Consider the following 15,716-nt stretch of genomic DNA (forward strand, 5'->3'; position numbering starts at 1 on the left):
CTTATTTTAAGTTCAGGTCTTTCATTAGGAAAGGCCTGATCAACATAACAGAGGAGCGAAGAATATGGTCAGTATCAAGGATATCGCCAAAAAGGCGGGAGTTTCCATCTCGACCGTATCGTACGCGCTGAATGGAAGCAATAAAGTCACCGATGAGACCCGTTCTAAAATTTTGGTCATCGCCAAAGAGCTGAACTATGTTCCCAACGCGGCTGCCAGAACCTTGAAAAAGAGAGAGTCACGGATTCTAGGTGTTTTTCTCACGGATTTCAGCGGTGATGTATACGGAGACTTGTTAACGGGTATGAAGGCGATATGTAATGCCCAAGGGTATGATCTTATTGTATGTAGCGGTAAACAGTCTCATCGGATGTTGCCGGAGCGAATGATTGACGGGGCGATTATTCTCGATCATACGTTTTCAAGTGAGGAACTTATGCAGTATGCGGATCGAGGACATAAAATTGTAGTGCTTGACCGTGAGTTGAAACATCCTAATATTAATCAGGTACTGCTTGATAACAAGGCTGGGGCCACACTGGCGATGGAATATTTGATTGAACACGGGCACAAAAAGATCTATGTGGTTACAGGCCCAGAAGGTTCGTTTGACTCTGTACAAAGGTTGAAGGCTGTAAGACAGGTTACGGAGCGTCAGGCGGATGTGGAATGGATTGAAATCGTGGGAGATTTCGAGAAAAGCGGTGGGGAACGAGCCGCAGATCACATTATACAGACATATAACGGACCGGCTGCTGTCTTTTGTCTTAATGATGAGATGGCTATCGGTTTATGTGATCGTCTTGCAGATAGTGAACTGGAGATTGGCAAACAGATTGATGTCATTGGCTTCGATCATATTGAACTTAGCAACTACGTGCAACCCAAACTGGCAAGTATCGATTATTCCAAACGAAAGTGGGGGGCACTTGCAGCTGAACAATTAATTAAAATTATAGCTGGAGAACCTGTGGATCACGAGCGCATATATGTCACCTTAGTGGAAGGGGAATCCGTAACCGGGCCTAATTCGGTAGAAGTCAGGTTGCCCATGCCCAATGCAAACGAACGTGCAGTCAGCTATTAAACAAGTTTTTTGTGTCACCGCCGAGAGTTTGTTAGGTGAATTCAATTGTTATAGCAAGAGACAAGCTTTGGAGGGAGAGAACATCCTTTTAAAACTTGTCTTTTGCTGTATGCAGAAACATGAAAAAAGCCCCTCCGAAGAGAGGCTTGGCCCTACAGTTACAGGCCTTTTGTTTTGTCTTGGTTGTAGGATGAAGTGAGGATGCCTGTAATAAATAGCGTTAATACAACTGCGATAATCCAGAATGTCAGTGAAAACGACATACACTTCGCACCTCCTGCACAAGCTCATTTACTTCTATTATAACCATATTCGTTAGAAAAGGAATGCCCTGTCCCATCATTTGTAAAATAAAAAGTGGGTAGGAACAGGTCTCAGATTGCCATCCGAAGGGTTATTGATGACTCGATTATTCAGAATTAGCGATGAGGAGCCACCGCCATCAAGATTATAAGCGTCCACCACGCCAAGTTTAAGAAGTCGACCTTGCATCTCTTCGAGGGTAGCACCTGAGCTTCCGCTCTCGTTATAACCATCGACAACCATAATCAGTAATTGATCATCTTTGTAGTTACCAATGACGGTTCGTGGAGCACGCTTCGGTGACACCTTCCATTTGTCTGGAATAATCGTTTTCTGTCCATTTTTCATAAGGATAGGTACAAATGTCGCTCCAAATTGCGGGTGTAGGCGATCCAGGGAGCTTTTATCGAAAAACTTCCCTCCCACCAGCTTACCATCATCGTTTAGCCCGACAAAGAACAGGTCTTTGAAGCTAGCCTGAAAACCGTTGATATACTTCCCATCCATGACGGTAGTGCTGAGGGGGTAACGCTTGCCGCCGCTGTCAGCAAATCCGCCAGCATTAATCCCGGCAATCGCTCCGCTCCGTTTCACGGCCTGCATTGTCGTTTCTGATCGCCCTAGCTCACTATTTAAGGCCATCTTCATCGCATTGTGATCTTTCAGCTTGATCTTCATGGCATATCCCTTGTAGCTGCCTGGGTTTACCCGGTACAGTTCAATGGTGATCCGATCACTGTCTACACGATCAAAAGGAACGCCAAGTTTGGACGTAATGCGCTTATTGTAGATTGTTTCCGGGCGAGCGGCTTGAACTTTAGCCTTTTGTACAATGGTAGACATCGTACTGGTCGTTTTATTGTAAAGCAGGGTCGTTCTTTTAATAGAAGAAGAAGTTTGAACAGCAGCCTCTTTTGCTCCCGCAAGTTCCTTACTGATTGTTTGGGTCTGAGAGGTTACCTGATCTTCTGGCAAGCTTGTAGGCATGATAGATCCTACTTCTAATTCAGGACGAAATAGCAACAAACATATGATCAATCCTATAAAAGGAGCGAGTGCAAGCATAAAAACACGATTAACCTGTTTCACGGGTGTAATCATTTGAGCAAGTCCATCTTTTTCTGGAGAGCTTCCAGTTGTTTCTTCACTTCGCTCAATTGCGTATACAATTTGTTGCTGTTGTCTGTTTTGTTGCTTGCATTGTCCTTGGTGAACGTAAGCAGTTCATTGAAGGACTGAACCTGTCCTTGCAATGCTGCAACTTCTGAAGAGATCGTTGTTAGTTGCTTTTCATAATCGCTTTTCAATGCGTCAATCTGATGCTCAGTATGGACCTGAAGCTGGTTGATCATCTGTTGCTGGAGGTGATTACTATAATAGTAGGTTCCAGTGACTCCTAGTGCAATGAGAACGATCCACATGACCAGAAACCATTTAACGGATGATCTGATCTTACCTTTGGCGCTCCGGGTGTGATGGATGTCAGAAGACGGGTCGGATGGTTTCATAACATCACTCCTGGTTCTATATATTAGATTAAAAAATTCCAATCCTCATTCTATCATGGTGCTATTGATTACGCAAAAATGAAATTCTTTAAATAATAGATCAAAAAGAGATTGCATCGGAAGGAAGTCCTAGGATACAATTTCTTATAGATGCAATAAGTAGGAACTTTGGGCAGGTTTTTCGACTTTTTTAGATAGAAATGCAGGAATTTTATACTAGGTTTTGATCATTTCATGCATGGAATGGGGCCCATCTTGCCTTTTCTACAGTAGAATACAGTCAGAAAACAGAGTTTTTGAGCGCTGAGTCCTGTATTTTCCTTTTATTCGACATAATCCGACCTTAGCTTCATCTATACTCGGACTGTCGCATAAAGGATATAGATGGAAAACAGAAGTCAATTGTCCAATACATAACAGGGGGAACCACAATGAAAAAAGTATGGCAGGTGGTCATCGTAGATATCCACCCCACCAGCATGCTGGGAACAAAATTAATCTTGGAAGAGCAACAGGATCTGACGGTACGTGGTATGACTTCGACCGGAACGGAGGGTCTTGAACTGGTGAGTGCGCACAAGCCTGATTTGATTCTCATGGATTATCGTTTGCCAGAAGGGCAGGCAGATCAGTACATCGCTCAAATCAAAGGGCTATCGAACGAGACACATATTATTATTCTGACAGATGAAGATAACGTAAAGTTGTTTCGTTACCTGATGAGCCTCGGTGCAAGCGGCATGTTATCCAAACAGGCTTCGCCAAGCCAATTGATTCATCTGATCTCCGGACTAAGAGAAGGCTACGTTTCAATACCCATGTCTTGGTTAAACAGTGAGGATTGGGGGCAACCTGCCGATTCACAGTCTGAAGAAGGTATAATTGAACTAACCGAGACAGAAACTTTTATTATGGAAAGAATTGTTCAAGGGGTAACCTATGATAAAATAGCGAGTGAGATCAATGTGAGCAGGCGTTCGATAGACAATTACTTGCGTAAAATCTATGTGAAGCTGGAAGTGAGCAGCAGAGCACAGGCCATCGAACGTTATGCCTTGCATGCAAGACAATCCAAGACGGTGTCTTAATTATTGTCTCCGCTGGTCCTAGCTGGTCATAATAAAATTGCTCCTAGAGGTCAAAGTCAGATTGCCTCACTTCATGAGATAATTCAGGTATTCGTTCAGTTATATTTGGTGCCCATTCGGAATAGGTTGTAGGGCGGCTGCGAGAACAGTTTCGGAATAGGGATGAAGGGGGATCTATCCATGAAATATTTCTTTGCTTCCCGTACCAACAGGCTTTTGTCTTCACCACTGAGGGATATACGTGAGATGTCTGGCAAGGAGTATTTCATTTCTCTCGCTGAAGAATTGCCCGCGGAGGAACTGTTTCCTTTTAAACTTTTGGAGGAAGCGGCGTTGTCCGTATTTAGTTCAGGACCTTCTGCATTGCAGTATGGTGAGCCAGGTGGATATGCTCCATTAAGAGAATGGTTGAATAATGATTGGAATAAGCGCAAGGGTATCCGGACTGTCTCCAATCAGATTTTGCTGACTACAGGCACCCAACAGGCAATCGATCTCGTGATGCGTCTGTTACTGGAGCCGGGAGACTCTGTACTTGTTGAACATCCGACTTCTCCCGGTTGTCTTGAAGTACTCGAAATGCAAGGAGCCACAATTGTACCTGTTATGGGAGATCAGGATGGAATTTTACCAGATTTATTGGAACAGCACATGCAGCAGGTGAGACCGAAGCTGCTTTTTGCTGCACCCAGCTTTTCCAATCCCACGGGGATTTTGTGGAGCCTGGAACGACGAGAAGCTGTTCTTGATCTGTGTGCGCGTTACGGTGTGTTGCTTGTTGAGGATGATTCCTATGGTGAGTTGCATTTTGACGGCTTGGAGCCAGCTACCTTCTATCGCAAGTATCCTTCACTCTTCGCATTGGACACTGCAGATCAAGGTGGACATGTCCTCTACATCGGGTCCTTCAGCAAAACAGTTGCACCTGCACTCCGCACAGGGTGGGCTGCGGGACATCCATCACTGATTCAGGCAATGGCCTCCGTCAAACGAATTGCGGATGGACAATCCAGTCCAATGAATCAGCGACTACTGTACCAATTGCTCGCTCAGTCACCTTTTCGATGGAGCGATCACTTATCCATGCTGAACAGGGAATATAAAACAAGACTTAAATTAATGCTTGAGTTGTTGAAGAGACCCGGCTGGAAGGGATGTAGCTATAACATTCCTCAGGGTGGAATGTATCTATGGGTGCGATTGCCGGAAGGACTGAACAGTGAGGCGCTGCTTAAGGCAGCTTTATTGAAGGGTGTATCTTTTCTACCTGGAACGTTATGCTCCACAGGAACACTTGATCAACAATATATTCGGTTAAACTTCAGCCGTCCCGGCCGGGATGAGTTGTTGCTTGGCATGAATTTGATTAACGAAGCCATCTCAGAATTTACCGCTCGTAGCTAAAGGTAGAGCGATTTCATCCAAAGAATTTCAGATTAGTTTACAAATCATCTAGATTACCTTATTGCATCCACTAACATTTTTATATATAATATGAATTAATGAGTGATCGACTTCTTTAATACGATGCAACAATCGTTGCGAGTTAGGGGGACACACTCATACATTTTAATCATTGGGGGAAATTTTAACATGTCTAACGTTCTTTTTATTAAAGCTAATGACCGTCCTGCGGATCAAGCAGTTAGTGTTCAATTGTACGATGCATTCCTGAGCGCATACAAAGAGTCCCATCCAGGTGATACCATCACTGAGCTGGACCTCTACAATACAGATCTTCCTTACTACGGCAACACTGTAATCACTGGTGGTTACAAAGCAGCTAATGGTATCGAAGCAACTCCAGAAGAGCAAAAAGCAGCAACACTGGCTGAGCAATTGCAAGATCAATTCCTTGCAGCTGATAAAGTGGTATTTGCATTCCCACTGTGGAACTTCACTGTTCCAGCACCACTGGTTAACTACATCTCTTACCTGAGCCAAGCAGGCAAAATGTTCAAATACACTGCTGAAGGCCCAGTAGGTCTTGTAGGCGACAAAAAAGTAGCATTGCTTAACGCACGTGGTAGCGTATATTCCGTAGAGCCTATGGCATCTGCTGAAATGTCCGTTCGTTATGTAACGAACGTACTTGGCTTCTGGGGCATCCAAAACCCTGAGGTTGTTGTTGTAGAAGGTCACAATGCTTCTCCTGATCGTTCCCAAGAGATCGTGGAAGCTGGCTTGAAATTGGCTAAAGAAGTTGCAGCAAGCTTCTAATCCAATTCCATATGGAAAACGCCCGTCGTCTCCGGAAGGAGATAACGGGCGTTTTTTTGTATGTTTTTGGCGAGCTTATCGTTCATCATATCGTTCAGTTCAGTTCTTGGTTGGGTTCAGGAGATATCGTTCGGTGACTTCGGCAACCTGAACAGGATCTTCCTGTGCCCAATCTTCGGATGAAGTCGAGTTTACATTGAATGTGTTCAATTGATCATGCTTAGTCCATGCTTCTATTTCCCCGGCCGTCAGTCCCTGGTCTTGCATCATAAGTGCATGTTCCGTTAATGCCTCCACACCTTTAACGGTGAGCATATACTTTCCACGGGAAATACGTTCAAACCAGCTGTAATAGTTTTTCTGCAAAATGGCTGCCGCTGAGCCTACACCTGTCTGACGGGCAAGTGCCGCAGGTGAAGATTCACCACTGGACCTTAGCGCGGCGGCGACACGTATAGCCTTTTCCCGATAAGCCGTCATCAGCTGGCGGCCTGTACTACCTCCTGTATTATAGTCTCCGCTTCGTTCATCGAATTCCTTCAGCAGGCGCTGGCGACGTATCCCGCTCTTGCGAGCTACCGGGAGGGATCGCACAGTACCTGATATCACCGTGGGTTCGCATAATACATCAATTAGAGGTGCTTTGGTTTTGTAAAAAGTGACGGTTAACAGCCCCAGGCCGAGCTGCCTGCACAGTGCTGTTAGCTCACTCCAACGCTGATTGACCGCTCCGCGTTTACTTCGGTTACGCTCCACAGCCAGATATACGAGTGGGCTGATTTTCAGGCGTTGCAAACCTTGCAATAGCAAAGACAGGTTAAACGTTTTTTTCATCTCGACAATAAGGGGGTCCGTCTGATCTGCCTTCATGCCGACGAGGTCACAGTGCTTAACCTCGGCTTTGATATCAAAGCCGCGCTGTTCAAAAAAAGTTTTGACAGGGGAATACAGCTCCGTTTCATATTGTATAGCCATGCTCTCTACTCCTCTCCCGAAGGTGCTCTGTCTGCCTTCGCCACATTGTCCGGTTTCCATCATTAGAACCTTCATTATAGCATATTCATGCTTTTTTTTCTGAGGTCACAAGATGTCTGATAGAACAGCACATACGTAAAATTCAGGATCAAGGTTTGAAAAAAAGAGGTCAACTTATCCAAGTTGCCGCATAGGTATGTAATACACTTTTCACATCCATACAAGACCATTGTAACAAAGGTAGCGGGACTAAGCCGGACCGCAGAAGGGTATTCAAGCAGGAGCTGCAATTCTATTGATTTCTTCATACCATTCGGAATGGTTGACAATCACACTAAAGGAGCCATGGGAGGTACCAAGCATGAATATTTTTGAACGCGTTGCGGAATATCGGGCAGAGAGTGACCGTTTGTCATGGAACGGAACATTTGAAGATTATATTGCACTGCTGAGAGAGGACCCGACTCCGGCAATGACGGCTCACGCACGAGTGTATCAGATGATTGAATCGTTTGGGGTAGAAGAGGCCTCGGGACACAAGCGTTACAAATTTTTCGAGCAGGAGATTTTCGGCTTGGATCGTTCCATTGAAAAACTGGTGGAGGAGTATTTTCATTCGGCTGCACGCCGCTTGGATGTACGTAAACGGATTTTGCTTCTGATGGGACCGGTCAGTGGGGGTAAATCCACGTTGGTGACCCTGCTAAAAAGGGGATTGGAGCAATTTTCACGTACGGAAAAAGGGGCCGTTTACGCCATTGAGGGATGCCCGATGCATGAGGAGCCGCTACATCTTATTCCGCTGGAGCTTCGGCCCGATGTAGAGAAAGAGATCGGTGTGCGCATCGAGGGCAATCTGTGCCCTTCCTGCCAGATGAGACTTCGCACCGAATTTGGTGGGGACATCAGCAAGGTTCCGGTGGAACGGGTCATCATCTCTGAAGATAACCGGGTGGGCATTGGTACATTCAGTCCATCAGACCCGAAATCTCAGGATATTGCTGACCTTACAGGCAGCATCGACTTCTCCACGATTACCGAATTTGGATCGGAATCCGATCCGCGGGCGTATCGTTTTGACGGGGAACTGAATAAGGCTAACCGTGGTTTGATGGAGTTCCAGGAGATGCTGAAATGTGACGAAAAATTTCTGTGGAACCTGTTATCCCTGACGCAGGAAGGCAATTTTAAAGCAGGCCGGTTCGCCCTAATCAGTGCAGATGAGATGATTGTGGCACATACGAACGAATCGGAGTATAAGTCTTTTATTTCAAACAAGAAAAACGAGGCTTTGCAGTCACGGATGATTGTGATGCCGATCCCGTATAACCTGAAGGTGTCGGAAGAAGAGAAAATTTACGCCAAGCTGATTCAGCAAAGTGATATGAAACATGTGCACATTGCACCGCATGCGCTGCGTACAGCGGCGATCTTTTCCATACTTACACGATTGAAGGAAACGAAGAAACAAGGCATGGATCTGGTGAAAAAAATGCGGATGTACGATGGCGAAGAGGTTGAAGGGTATAAAGAAGCCGATCTGCGAGAAATGCAAAATGAATATTTGGACGAGGGCATGTCCGGTATCGATCCGCGGTACGTGATTAACCGGATATCCAGCGCTTTGATTAAGCAAAACCTTCAGTGCATTAACGCGCTGGATATCCTGCGTGCCATTAAGGATGGACTGGATCAACATGCTTCGATCACAAAGGAAGAACGCGAGCGGTATTTGAACTTTATTGCTCTGGCACGTAAAGAGTATGATGAACTTGCGAAGAAAGAAGTGCAGAAAGCATTTGTGTATTCGTTCGAAGAGTCAGCCAAAACGTTGTTTGAAAATTATCTGGATAACATTGAAGCGTTCTGCAACTGGTCTAAAATACGTGATCCGCTGACAGATGAGGAGATGGACCCGGATGAGCGGCTGATGCGTTCCATTGAGGAGCAGATTGGGATCTCCGAGAATGCGAAGAAAGCGTTCAGGGAAGAGATTCTGATCCGGATCTCGGCATACTCCCGTAAGGAACGCAAATTTGAATACAGTAGTCATGATCGTCTGCGGGAAGCCATTGAGAAAAAGCTGTTCGCTGATCTCAAGGATATCGTCAAGATTACGACTTCTACGAAAACACCGGATGCCACACAATTGAAGCGCATGAATGAGGTCATCAAACGTCTCATCGAAGAGCATGGATACACAGCTGCAAGTGCAAATGAATTGCTAAGATACGTAGGAAGTTTGCTTAACCGTTAACCTGTAGCACCATTCCGAATTAGGTCCTGAAGATTTGTTGTGAGGCTCCTTCACAACAGATTCAGGGCCTTTTTATATTGAATTAAATCATTATTCATCAATAATTTACAATTTAATATAATCAATCCCACATTAAATAGTTCTTAGGGTGTATGTGTGTTTAGGTAGTTTAGTCTATAATCAATTAAAATTGTTTTAATTTTGGTTGAAAAAGTTATGGAGGAGTTGATCCGATCGGATATGAGTAGTATTTCGGCAGAAAGGCAAAAACAACTGGATTATGTGGGGTTAACTGCACAGGATTTGAAACTACTTGCTGATCATCGGCCTGTCTTCAAAAAGGTTGTTGAAGAAGTGGTGGATCACTTCTACAAACATGTCGGGAAGTATCCTGAATTAATAGAATTGATCGCCCGCTTTTCCAATATTGAACGATTGAAGGAAACACAACGGATGTATTGGTTATCCATGACAGACGGCATTGTGGACGATGCTTATATTGAACAGCGGATCACCATTGGATTAGTTCATTCGCGTATCGGACTGACAACGAACTATTATCTCGGTGCTTACATGGCCTATCTGGATATCGCTACCACCATATTTAAACAGCTTATCCCCGATTCGTGGCACTACGTCATACATGCACTAAGCAAAATGTTCAATCTGGATTCACAGCTTGTTCTGGAAGCTTACGAAAAAAAAGAAAAAGAACAGCTTCACCAGCTCGCTGCAGATCAGGATGGTACACTGCAAGCGATCACACAAATTACAAAGGAACTTACTGGTATGATTACGGAATTAAATGAAAATGCGTTATCCATCTCCGCTGTAGCGAATGAAACGGTTGTGTCTCAAGATCAGGCCAATGTTCTGTTGAAGGAATTAACCGGCGAGATGCAACAGATCGAAAAAATGGGTGAACTTATCCGGGAGATTTCCGATCAAAGTCACCTTGTCGGCTTGAACGCTGCAATTGAAGCCGCACACGCCGGAGAGTTCGGACGCGGATTCGAAGTGGTGGCAAGTGAAGTACGTAAGCTGGCAGCAAGCTCCAGAGACGCGCAAAGCAAAATCCAATCCAATCTGGATCAGATTATGGAGATCTTGGAGAGAGTGCAACATGAGTCTGATCGTACGTCGAGTGGGGCGCAAAGTCAGGCCTTACGTTCATCGGAGCTTGCCGTTTTTGCCACAGCGATGGAGAAGCTTGCAACGGATTTGAGGAAACTGTAGCAGTAACGTGAACCCGGGTGCACCAGGAACCTTCCATACCGTTTCCGGTTGTAATAAGCTATAATGGGTAGACAAACCTGCTGTTGTTATAGAAATATAGCCGGAGACAGGCGATTTAAAAAGAGGTCGAGGTGATTAGATGGCTTCTATCCATGATGTGGCCAAAGAAGCGGGAGTATCTGTTGCAACCGTTTCCAAAGTATTGAACGACTATCCGGACGTTAGTGAAAAAACACGTAAAAAAGTGAATATAGCTATCGAACTATTAAAATATCAACCCAATGTAGTCGCTCGTGGACTGGTTAAACGCCGTTCATGGACAGTGGGGGTACTGCTTACCGTTCCGTTTACGAATCCGTTTGTATCCGAGTTACTTGAAGGGATCAAAACAGCCTTGGAAAATAGCGGTTATGATCTTGTTCGATTATCAACTCGATTTGATGACCCTACATATTCTTTCATCAAGCACTGCCGTAGCCGAAATGTGGATGGCGTTGTTGTTTTCGGGGAAGGACGGGAAAACAAAAGCATTCAGGAACTGGTCACGGCAGAGATTCCAACCATGTTCATAGATACCGATCTGTTTGGCAAACGTGCAGGTTACATTACGACAGATAATGTTAATGGTGTTGCTATGGCAGTGAAGCATCTGTATGAACTTGGGCATCGCAAGATTGCCTACATCTCAGGTACACTGGGACCTGCTGTTGCTAACCTTCGTTTAGACGGGTACAAGGAAGGGCTTCGTTTATGCGGTATTCCTTATGCGACGATCTATCTGGAAGTCTGTGACTATTCATTTGATGGCGGTGCCAAGGCAGCTCGGCGTTTGCTGGCTCTTAGGGAGCAACCTACAGGCATCATCTGTGCCTCGGATATGTCTGCTTTTGGCGCGATTCATGAGATTGAAAAACATGGTTTCAGTGTGCCTGAGGATATCTCAGTGGTTGGATTCGACAATACGTATTATGCCGAGGTGTTTAAGCCAGGATTAACAACGGTGAATCAAAATATCTACACCATTGGTATTCGATCCATTGAATATCTGATTGCGATGATTGAAAATCCCTCGTATACACCCCCTGTCGTGACGGAACCATCGAATTTAATTGTTCGCCAGACGACAGCGCCTGTAAATGAAACGTATCCGGAACTACCTGCACAGCCATAGGCTGTGCTTTTTTTGTTACTGAATGATACGTTAATATTGAAGTGCGAATGGCATGGGCGGCGATCATAAGTATAAAAAGAGGGGGATGGACACTAAATTTCCATATTTACAGTAAAAGGTATGATGACATAAATTTGATAATGTAACCGCTTACTTAGAAAGTTAAGCAGGTTCCCAAGGGCGTAATCAGGCTCACTTGAGGAGGTTAAGAACCGTGCATTGAAGTTCCTGATTCCATCCGTGCGACGTAATATGTTGCCAGTTAACAGACCAGCAGAGGAAATCCATGCATGCAGAAGTGTGTTGTGAAATGCCCGATGTTTGACCGCGTTACAGGATGGATGACGAAATTCACAAGGAGGAATTGACGTGCGGGGAAAATGGTTGAGGTTATGCTTGGCAGCAACTCTGATCTTTAGTTTGTTGCCAGGGATCGGAGCAGGAGAACAGAAGGCAAGCGCAGCAAATGCAGGTGACATTTTGTTGTCTCATTCGTTCGAGGATGGCACGACCCAAGGCTGGACAGCCCGGGGTGGAGTAACGGTTGGCGTGACTGGAGATCAAGCTTACCAAGGTACACGTTCTCTGAAAACAACAGGTCGCACAGAGGCCTGGAATGGACCTTCATTGTCATTGCCGGATGTGGTAGACAAGAATGCTGTCGTTGAAATATCTGGTTACGTGAAACTGGTTGCAGGTTCAGCACCGGCTAATCTGAAATTCACCGTGGAACGCCGTGATGGCAACGGGGATGCGCAATATGATCAGGTTAACGCAGCCGAGCAAGTAACCGATCAGAAATGGGTGAAGCTGCAAGGGCAATATAGTTATGAACAAGGCAGTGGCCTGCAACTGTATCTGGAGAGCACGGATGCAACCGCTGCTTATTTGTTAGACGAGTTCCAAATCCGGCTTGTTAAACCTGCTCCAGAGAATCCAGGTGAGCCGGGAGAACCGGGCAAAGCTTTGTTTAACGCTGATTTTGAAGATGGGAATATCGGAAAATGGAAACCTCGCGGTACTGAAAAGCTGGAGGTAGTCAGCGGCATCGGACACAATAGTAACCGCAGTTTGAAAACCTCCTCCCGAACGGAAACTTATCATGGACCGTTGGTAGAGGTGTTGCCTTACTTGCAAAAGGGAAGTACGGTTCATGTCTCCTTCTGGGCGATGTATGATGAAGGGCCTGCAACGCAGGTAATCAACGGCTCATTGGAGAAGGAATTTAATGGTGATGCAGCTAAGCTGGAATATGCAACCTTTGCTTCCACTACACTGAATAAAGGCGAGTGGAAGAAGATCGAAGCAGATGTCATCGTGCCGGCAGAAAGCACGGGTGTAAGCGGATTGCGGATGTATGCCGAGACACCGTGGAAGCAGTCTTCTGAAGTGACGGAGACAGACACGATTCCGTTCTACATTGATGATGTTCAGATTACAGCGACGGAAGCGATCGCAATTGAGAAGGATATCCCGGATTTGGCCAAAACGCTGGGGACATCTTATGCTCTTGGCGCAGCAATTGACCAAACGGCTCTAGATCCACAAGATCCGCACTCGGATCTGCTTAAGAAACATTTTAAAAGTATTACTGCGGGCAACTTCATGAAAATGGATGCCATGCAGCCGACGGAGGGCAACTTTGTCTGGTCTGAAGCAGACCGGCTGGTTAATTTTGCTGCAGCGAACAATATGGAGGTCAGAGGTCATACGCTGCTCTGGCACAGTCAAGTGCCTGACTGGTTCTTCACCGATCCTAATGATCCATCGAAGCCAGCTACGCGTGAGCAACTTCTGAAACGTATGAAAACACATATCCAAACAATTGTGAGCCGTTACAAGGGTAAAGTGCATACATGGGATGTTGTTAATGAAGTCATCTCGGACGGCGGCGGTCTGCGTGATCAGGCGAGCAATTCGAAATGGCGGGATATCATTGGCGATGTAGACGGTGACGGAGATGACAGTGACTACATTGAACTGGCTTTCCGTTATGCACGCGAGGCTGATCCTGACGCGGTACTGGTGATCAATGATTACGGTATCGAAGGCAGTGTCAGCAAAATGAACGACATGGTCAAACTGGTGGAGAAACTGCTGGCTAAAGGTACACCGATTGATGCTATCGGCTTTCAAATGCATGTGTCGATGTACGGACCGGATGTAAAACAAATTCGTGAAGCGTTCAACCGGGCGGTTGCTCTGGGGGTTCACATTCAAGTAACAGAACTGGATATGTCGATCTATTCAGGGAACTCGGAGCAGGAGAAACCTGTGACCGATGAGATGATGCTGGAGCAGGCTTATCGTTACCGTGCGCTCTTTGATCTGTTCAAGGAGTTTGATGATCGTGGTGTTATGGACAGTGTGACGTTATGGGGACTTGCTGATGACGGCACATGGCTGGATGATTTCCCTGTCAAAGGCAGAAAGGATGCGCCGCTGCTGTTTGACCGTAAATTGAAAGCTAAACCTGCTTATTGGGCATTGGTTGACCCCGCATCCTTACCTGTATATCGAAATGAATGGACAGCCGCACAAGCCAAAGTATCCTTGCCAGACCGTAAAGGGCAGGAAGATATTCTCTGGGGAGCTGTTCAGGCCAAACCGGTTTCACATGTCATCGAAGGCACAGCAGGAACTACAGGTCAAGTGAAGTCATTATGGGATGGGAAAAAACTGAACCTGCGTATTGAAGTCAAAGACGCCACACGTCAGAAAGGCGACCAGGTAGAGGTGTTTGTCAGCCCGGAAGATATGGCAACCAGCAAGAAAAACACGACACCGAAAGATGGACAATACGTCTTTCATCGGGATGGCGGCAAAGGCAAAGATCAGAAGCTGTACCAAGTGAAGGAGGATAAATCGGGATATATTGTCTATGCATCCTTGCCGTTCTCCGCAGCTGATCTAGCGGAAAGCAAGGTGTTATCTCTGGATTTCCGCATTACGGATAAACAGCCTAACAATAAAACTTCCGTTATTGTCTGGAACGATACGAATAATCAGCAACCGCAGAAAAAGGAAAGTCGGGGCAAGCTTAAGTTAGGCCCTGCATTAAAACAAGTCAAAGTTTCATATGGAACTCCTGTTGTTGATGGTAAGGAAGATAAGTTGTGGAAAAAAGCAGTGACCATCACAACGGATGTTAAGGTTGCCGGAAATGCCGGTGCTAAGGCCAAGGCGAAGTTGCTGTGGGATGAAAAGTATCTTTACGTACTTGCTGATGTCAAAGACCCTTTGCTCAGTAAAAAAAGTGCTAACGCACATGAACAAGATTCCATTGAGCTATTCATTGATCTGAATAAAAATCAAACGAGCAGTTATGAGGACGATGATGCCCAGTATCGAGTTAATTTCGATAATGAAACTTCGTTCGGTGGTAATGCCCGTAAAGAGCTGTTCAAATCAAGTACACGTCTGACGAAGGATGGATATGTGGTAGAGGCAGCTATTCCGCTGGAGAATGTGAACGCCAAGCAAAGCAAATGGATCGGGTTCGATCTGCAGGTGAATGATGACGGTGCTGGAGACGGGAAACGTAGCAGTGTCTTCATGTGGAGTGATCCTTCAGGCAATTCGTACCGCGATACGTCCGGATTCGGTAGTCTGTTATTGGTAAAGAAGTAGAATTACTGAACACGCTTTGGGTCAGGATGTTTAATGAAGTGTAACAAATGAGTGACTAGGGTGAAATGCGCTGTGCTTCTGGAAATAAGTGTTGATTTTCAGGGCTGGGACGTTTAGACTATAAACATTCATCATTAGCGGGTTTCATTGTATGCCAATCGGTTTATGACTAAGTCGCTAGTCGCAAAGTCAAATGCTACGGAGGGAGTGCCTGTCGCCCAGGCAGCGCACTCGCTTCTTT

General features: G+C 45.6%; 11 protein-coding genes. 8 read left to right on the top strand and 3 right to left on the bottom strand.

Annotated features, from left to right (window positions below; all coding sequences use genetic code 11):
• The first annotated feature begins 64 nt into the window (after positions 1–64).
• The gene (locus MKY23_RS08905) at positions 65–1,087 is read left to right on the top strand and encodes a LacI family DNA-binding transcriptional regulator (RefSeq protein ID WP_090919940.1); all 1,023 of its coding nucleotides are present in this window, start codon (positions 65–67) and stop codon (positions 1,085–1,087) included.
• Between the two features lie 339 nt (positions 1,088–1,426).
• Here the strand turns inward: MKY23_RS08905 and MKY23_RS08910 are convergent, their stop codons facing one another.
• Together MKY23_RS08910 and MKY23_RS08915 are read right to left on the bottom strand one after the other, a co-directional pair.
• Positions 1,427–2,491, bottom strand: a complete 1,065-nt coding sequence (locus MKY23_RS08910; protein ID WP_090919943.1) for a phosphodiester glycosidase family protein — start codon at positions 2,489–2,491, stop codon at positions 1,427–1,429.
• Positions 2,488–2,898 (bottom strand): hypothetical protein, encoded by a 411-nt coding sequence (locus MKY23_RS08915; protein ID WP_154886832.1) that lies wholly within the window; start codon positions 2,896–2,898, stop codon positions 2,488–2,490. The genes MKY23_RS08910 and MKY23_RS08915 overlap by 4 nt, the downstream gene beginning before the upstream one ends.
• Positions 2,899–3,329: 431 nt before the next feature.
• Here MKY23_RS08915 and MKY23_RS08920 point away from each other — a divergent pair, with 431 nt between their 5' ends.
• From MKY23_RS08920 to MKY23_RS08930, 3 genes are all read left to right on the top strand, one after another.
• A complete protein-coding gene (locus MKY23_RS08920; RefSeq protein WP_090919949.1) occupies positions 3,330–3,986 on the top strand; it encodes a response regulator transcription factor in 657 nt (218 codons plus the stop codon).
• Positions 3,987–4,166: 180 nt separating this feature from the next.
• Positions 4,167–5,390 (top strand): PLP-dependent aminotransferase family protein, encoded by a 1,224-nt coding sequence (locus tag MKY23_RS08925; RefSeq protein ID WP_090919952.1) that lies wholly within the window; start codon positions 4,167–4,169, stop codon positions 5,388–5,390.
• 189 nt (positions 5,391–5,579) lie between these two features.
• The gene (locus MKY23_RS08930) at positions 5,580–6,206 is read left to right on the top strand and encodes an FMN-dependent NADH-azoreductase (protein WP_222592227.1); all 627 of its coding nucleotides are present in this window, start codon (positions 5,580–5,582) and stop codon (positions 6,204–6,206) included.
• A gap of 99 nt (positions 6,207–6,305) precedes the next feature.
• Here MKY23_RS08930 and MKY23_RS08935 read toward each other — a convergent pair whose 3' ends face one another.
• On the bottom strand, positions 6,306–7,181 hold the full coding sequence (locus tag MKY23_RS08935) for a DUF2161 family putative PD-(D/E)XK-type phosphodiesterase (protein WP_154958232.1): 876 nt from the start codon (positions 7,179–7,181) through the stop codon (positions 6,306–6,308).
• Between the two features lie 361 nt (positions 7,182–7,542).
• Here MKY23_RS08935 and MKY23_RS08940 point away from each other — a divergent pair, with 361 nt between their 5' ends.
• The 4 genes from MKY23_RS08940 (at position 7,543) to MKY23_RS08955 (ending at position 15,475) form a co-directional block, all read left to right on the top strand.
• Positions 7,543–9,438, top strand: coding sequence for a PrkA family serine protein kinase (locus MKY23_RS08940; RefSeq protein ID WP_154886827.1), 1,896 nt, complete (start codon positions 7,543–7,545; stop codon positions 9,436–9,438).
• A 240-nt stretch (positions 9,439–9,678) separates the two neighbouring features.
• Entirely contained in the window at positions 9,679–10,674 is a 996-nt protein-coding gene (locus tag MKY23_RS08945) for a globin-coupled sensor protein (RefSeq protein ID WP_339837325.1), read from the top strand.
• Between the two features lie 139 nt (positions 10,675–10,813).
• The gene (locus MKY23_RS08950; protein WP_339837328.1) at positions 10,814–11,845 is read left to right on the top strand and encodes a LacI family DNA-binding transcriptional regulator; all 1,032 of its coding nucleotides are present in this window, start codon (positions 10,814–10,816) and stop codon (positions 11,843–11,845) included.
• Positions 11,846–12,214: 369 nt separating this feature from the next.
• Complete coding sequence (locus MKY23_RS08955) at positions 12,215–15,475, top strand: endo-1,4-beta-xylanase (RefSeq protein WP_339837330.1); 3,261 nt, start codon at positions 12,215–12,217, stop codon at positions 15,473–15,475.
• Positions 15,476–15,716: the final 241 nt, after the last annotated feature.

The organism is Paenibacillus sp. FSL R7-0272, from assembly GCF_037969905.1.
Lineage (GTDB): Bacteria > Bacillota > Bacilli > Paenibacillales > Paenibacillaceae > Paenibacillus > Paenibacillus polysaccharolyticus.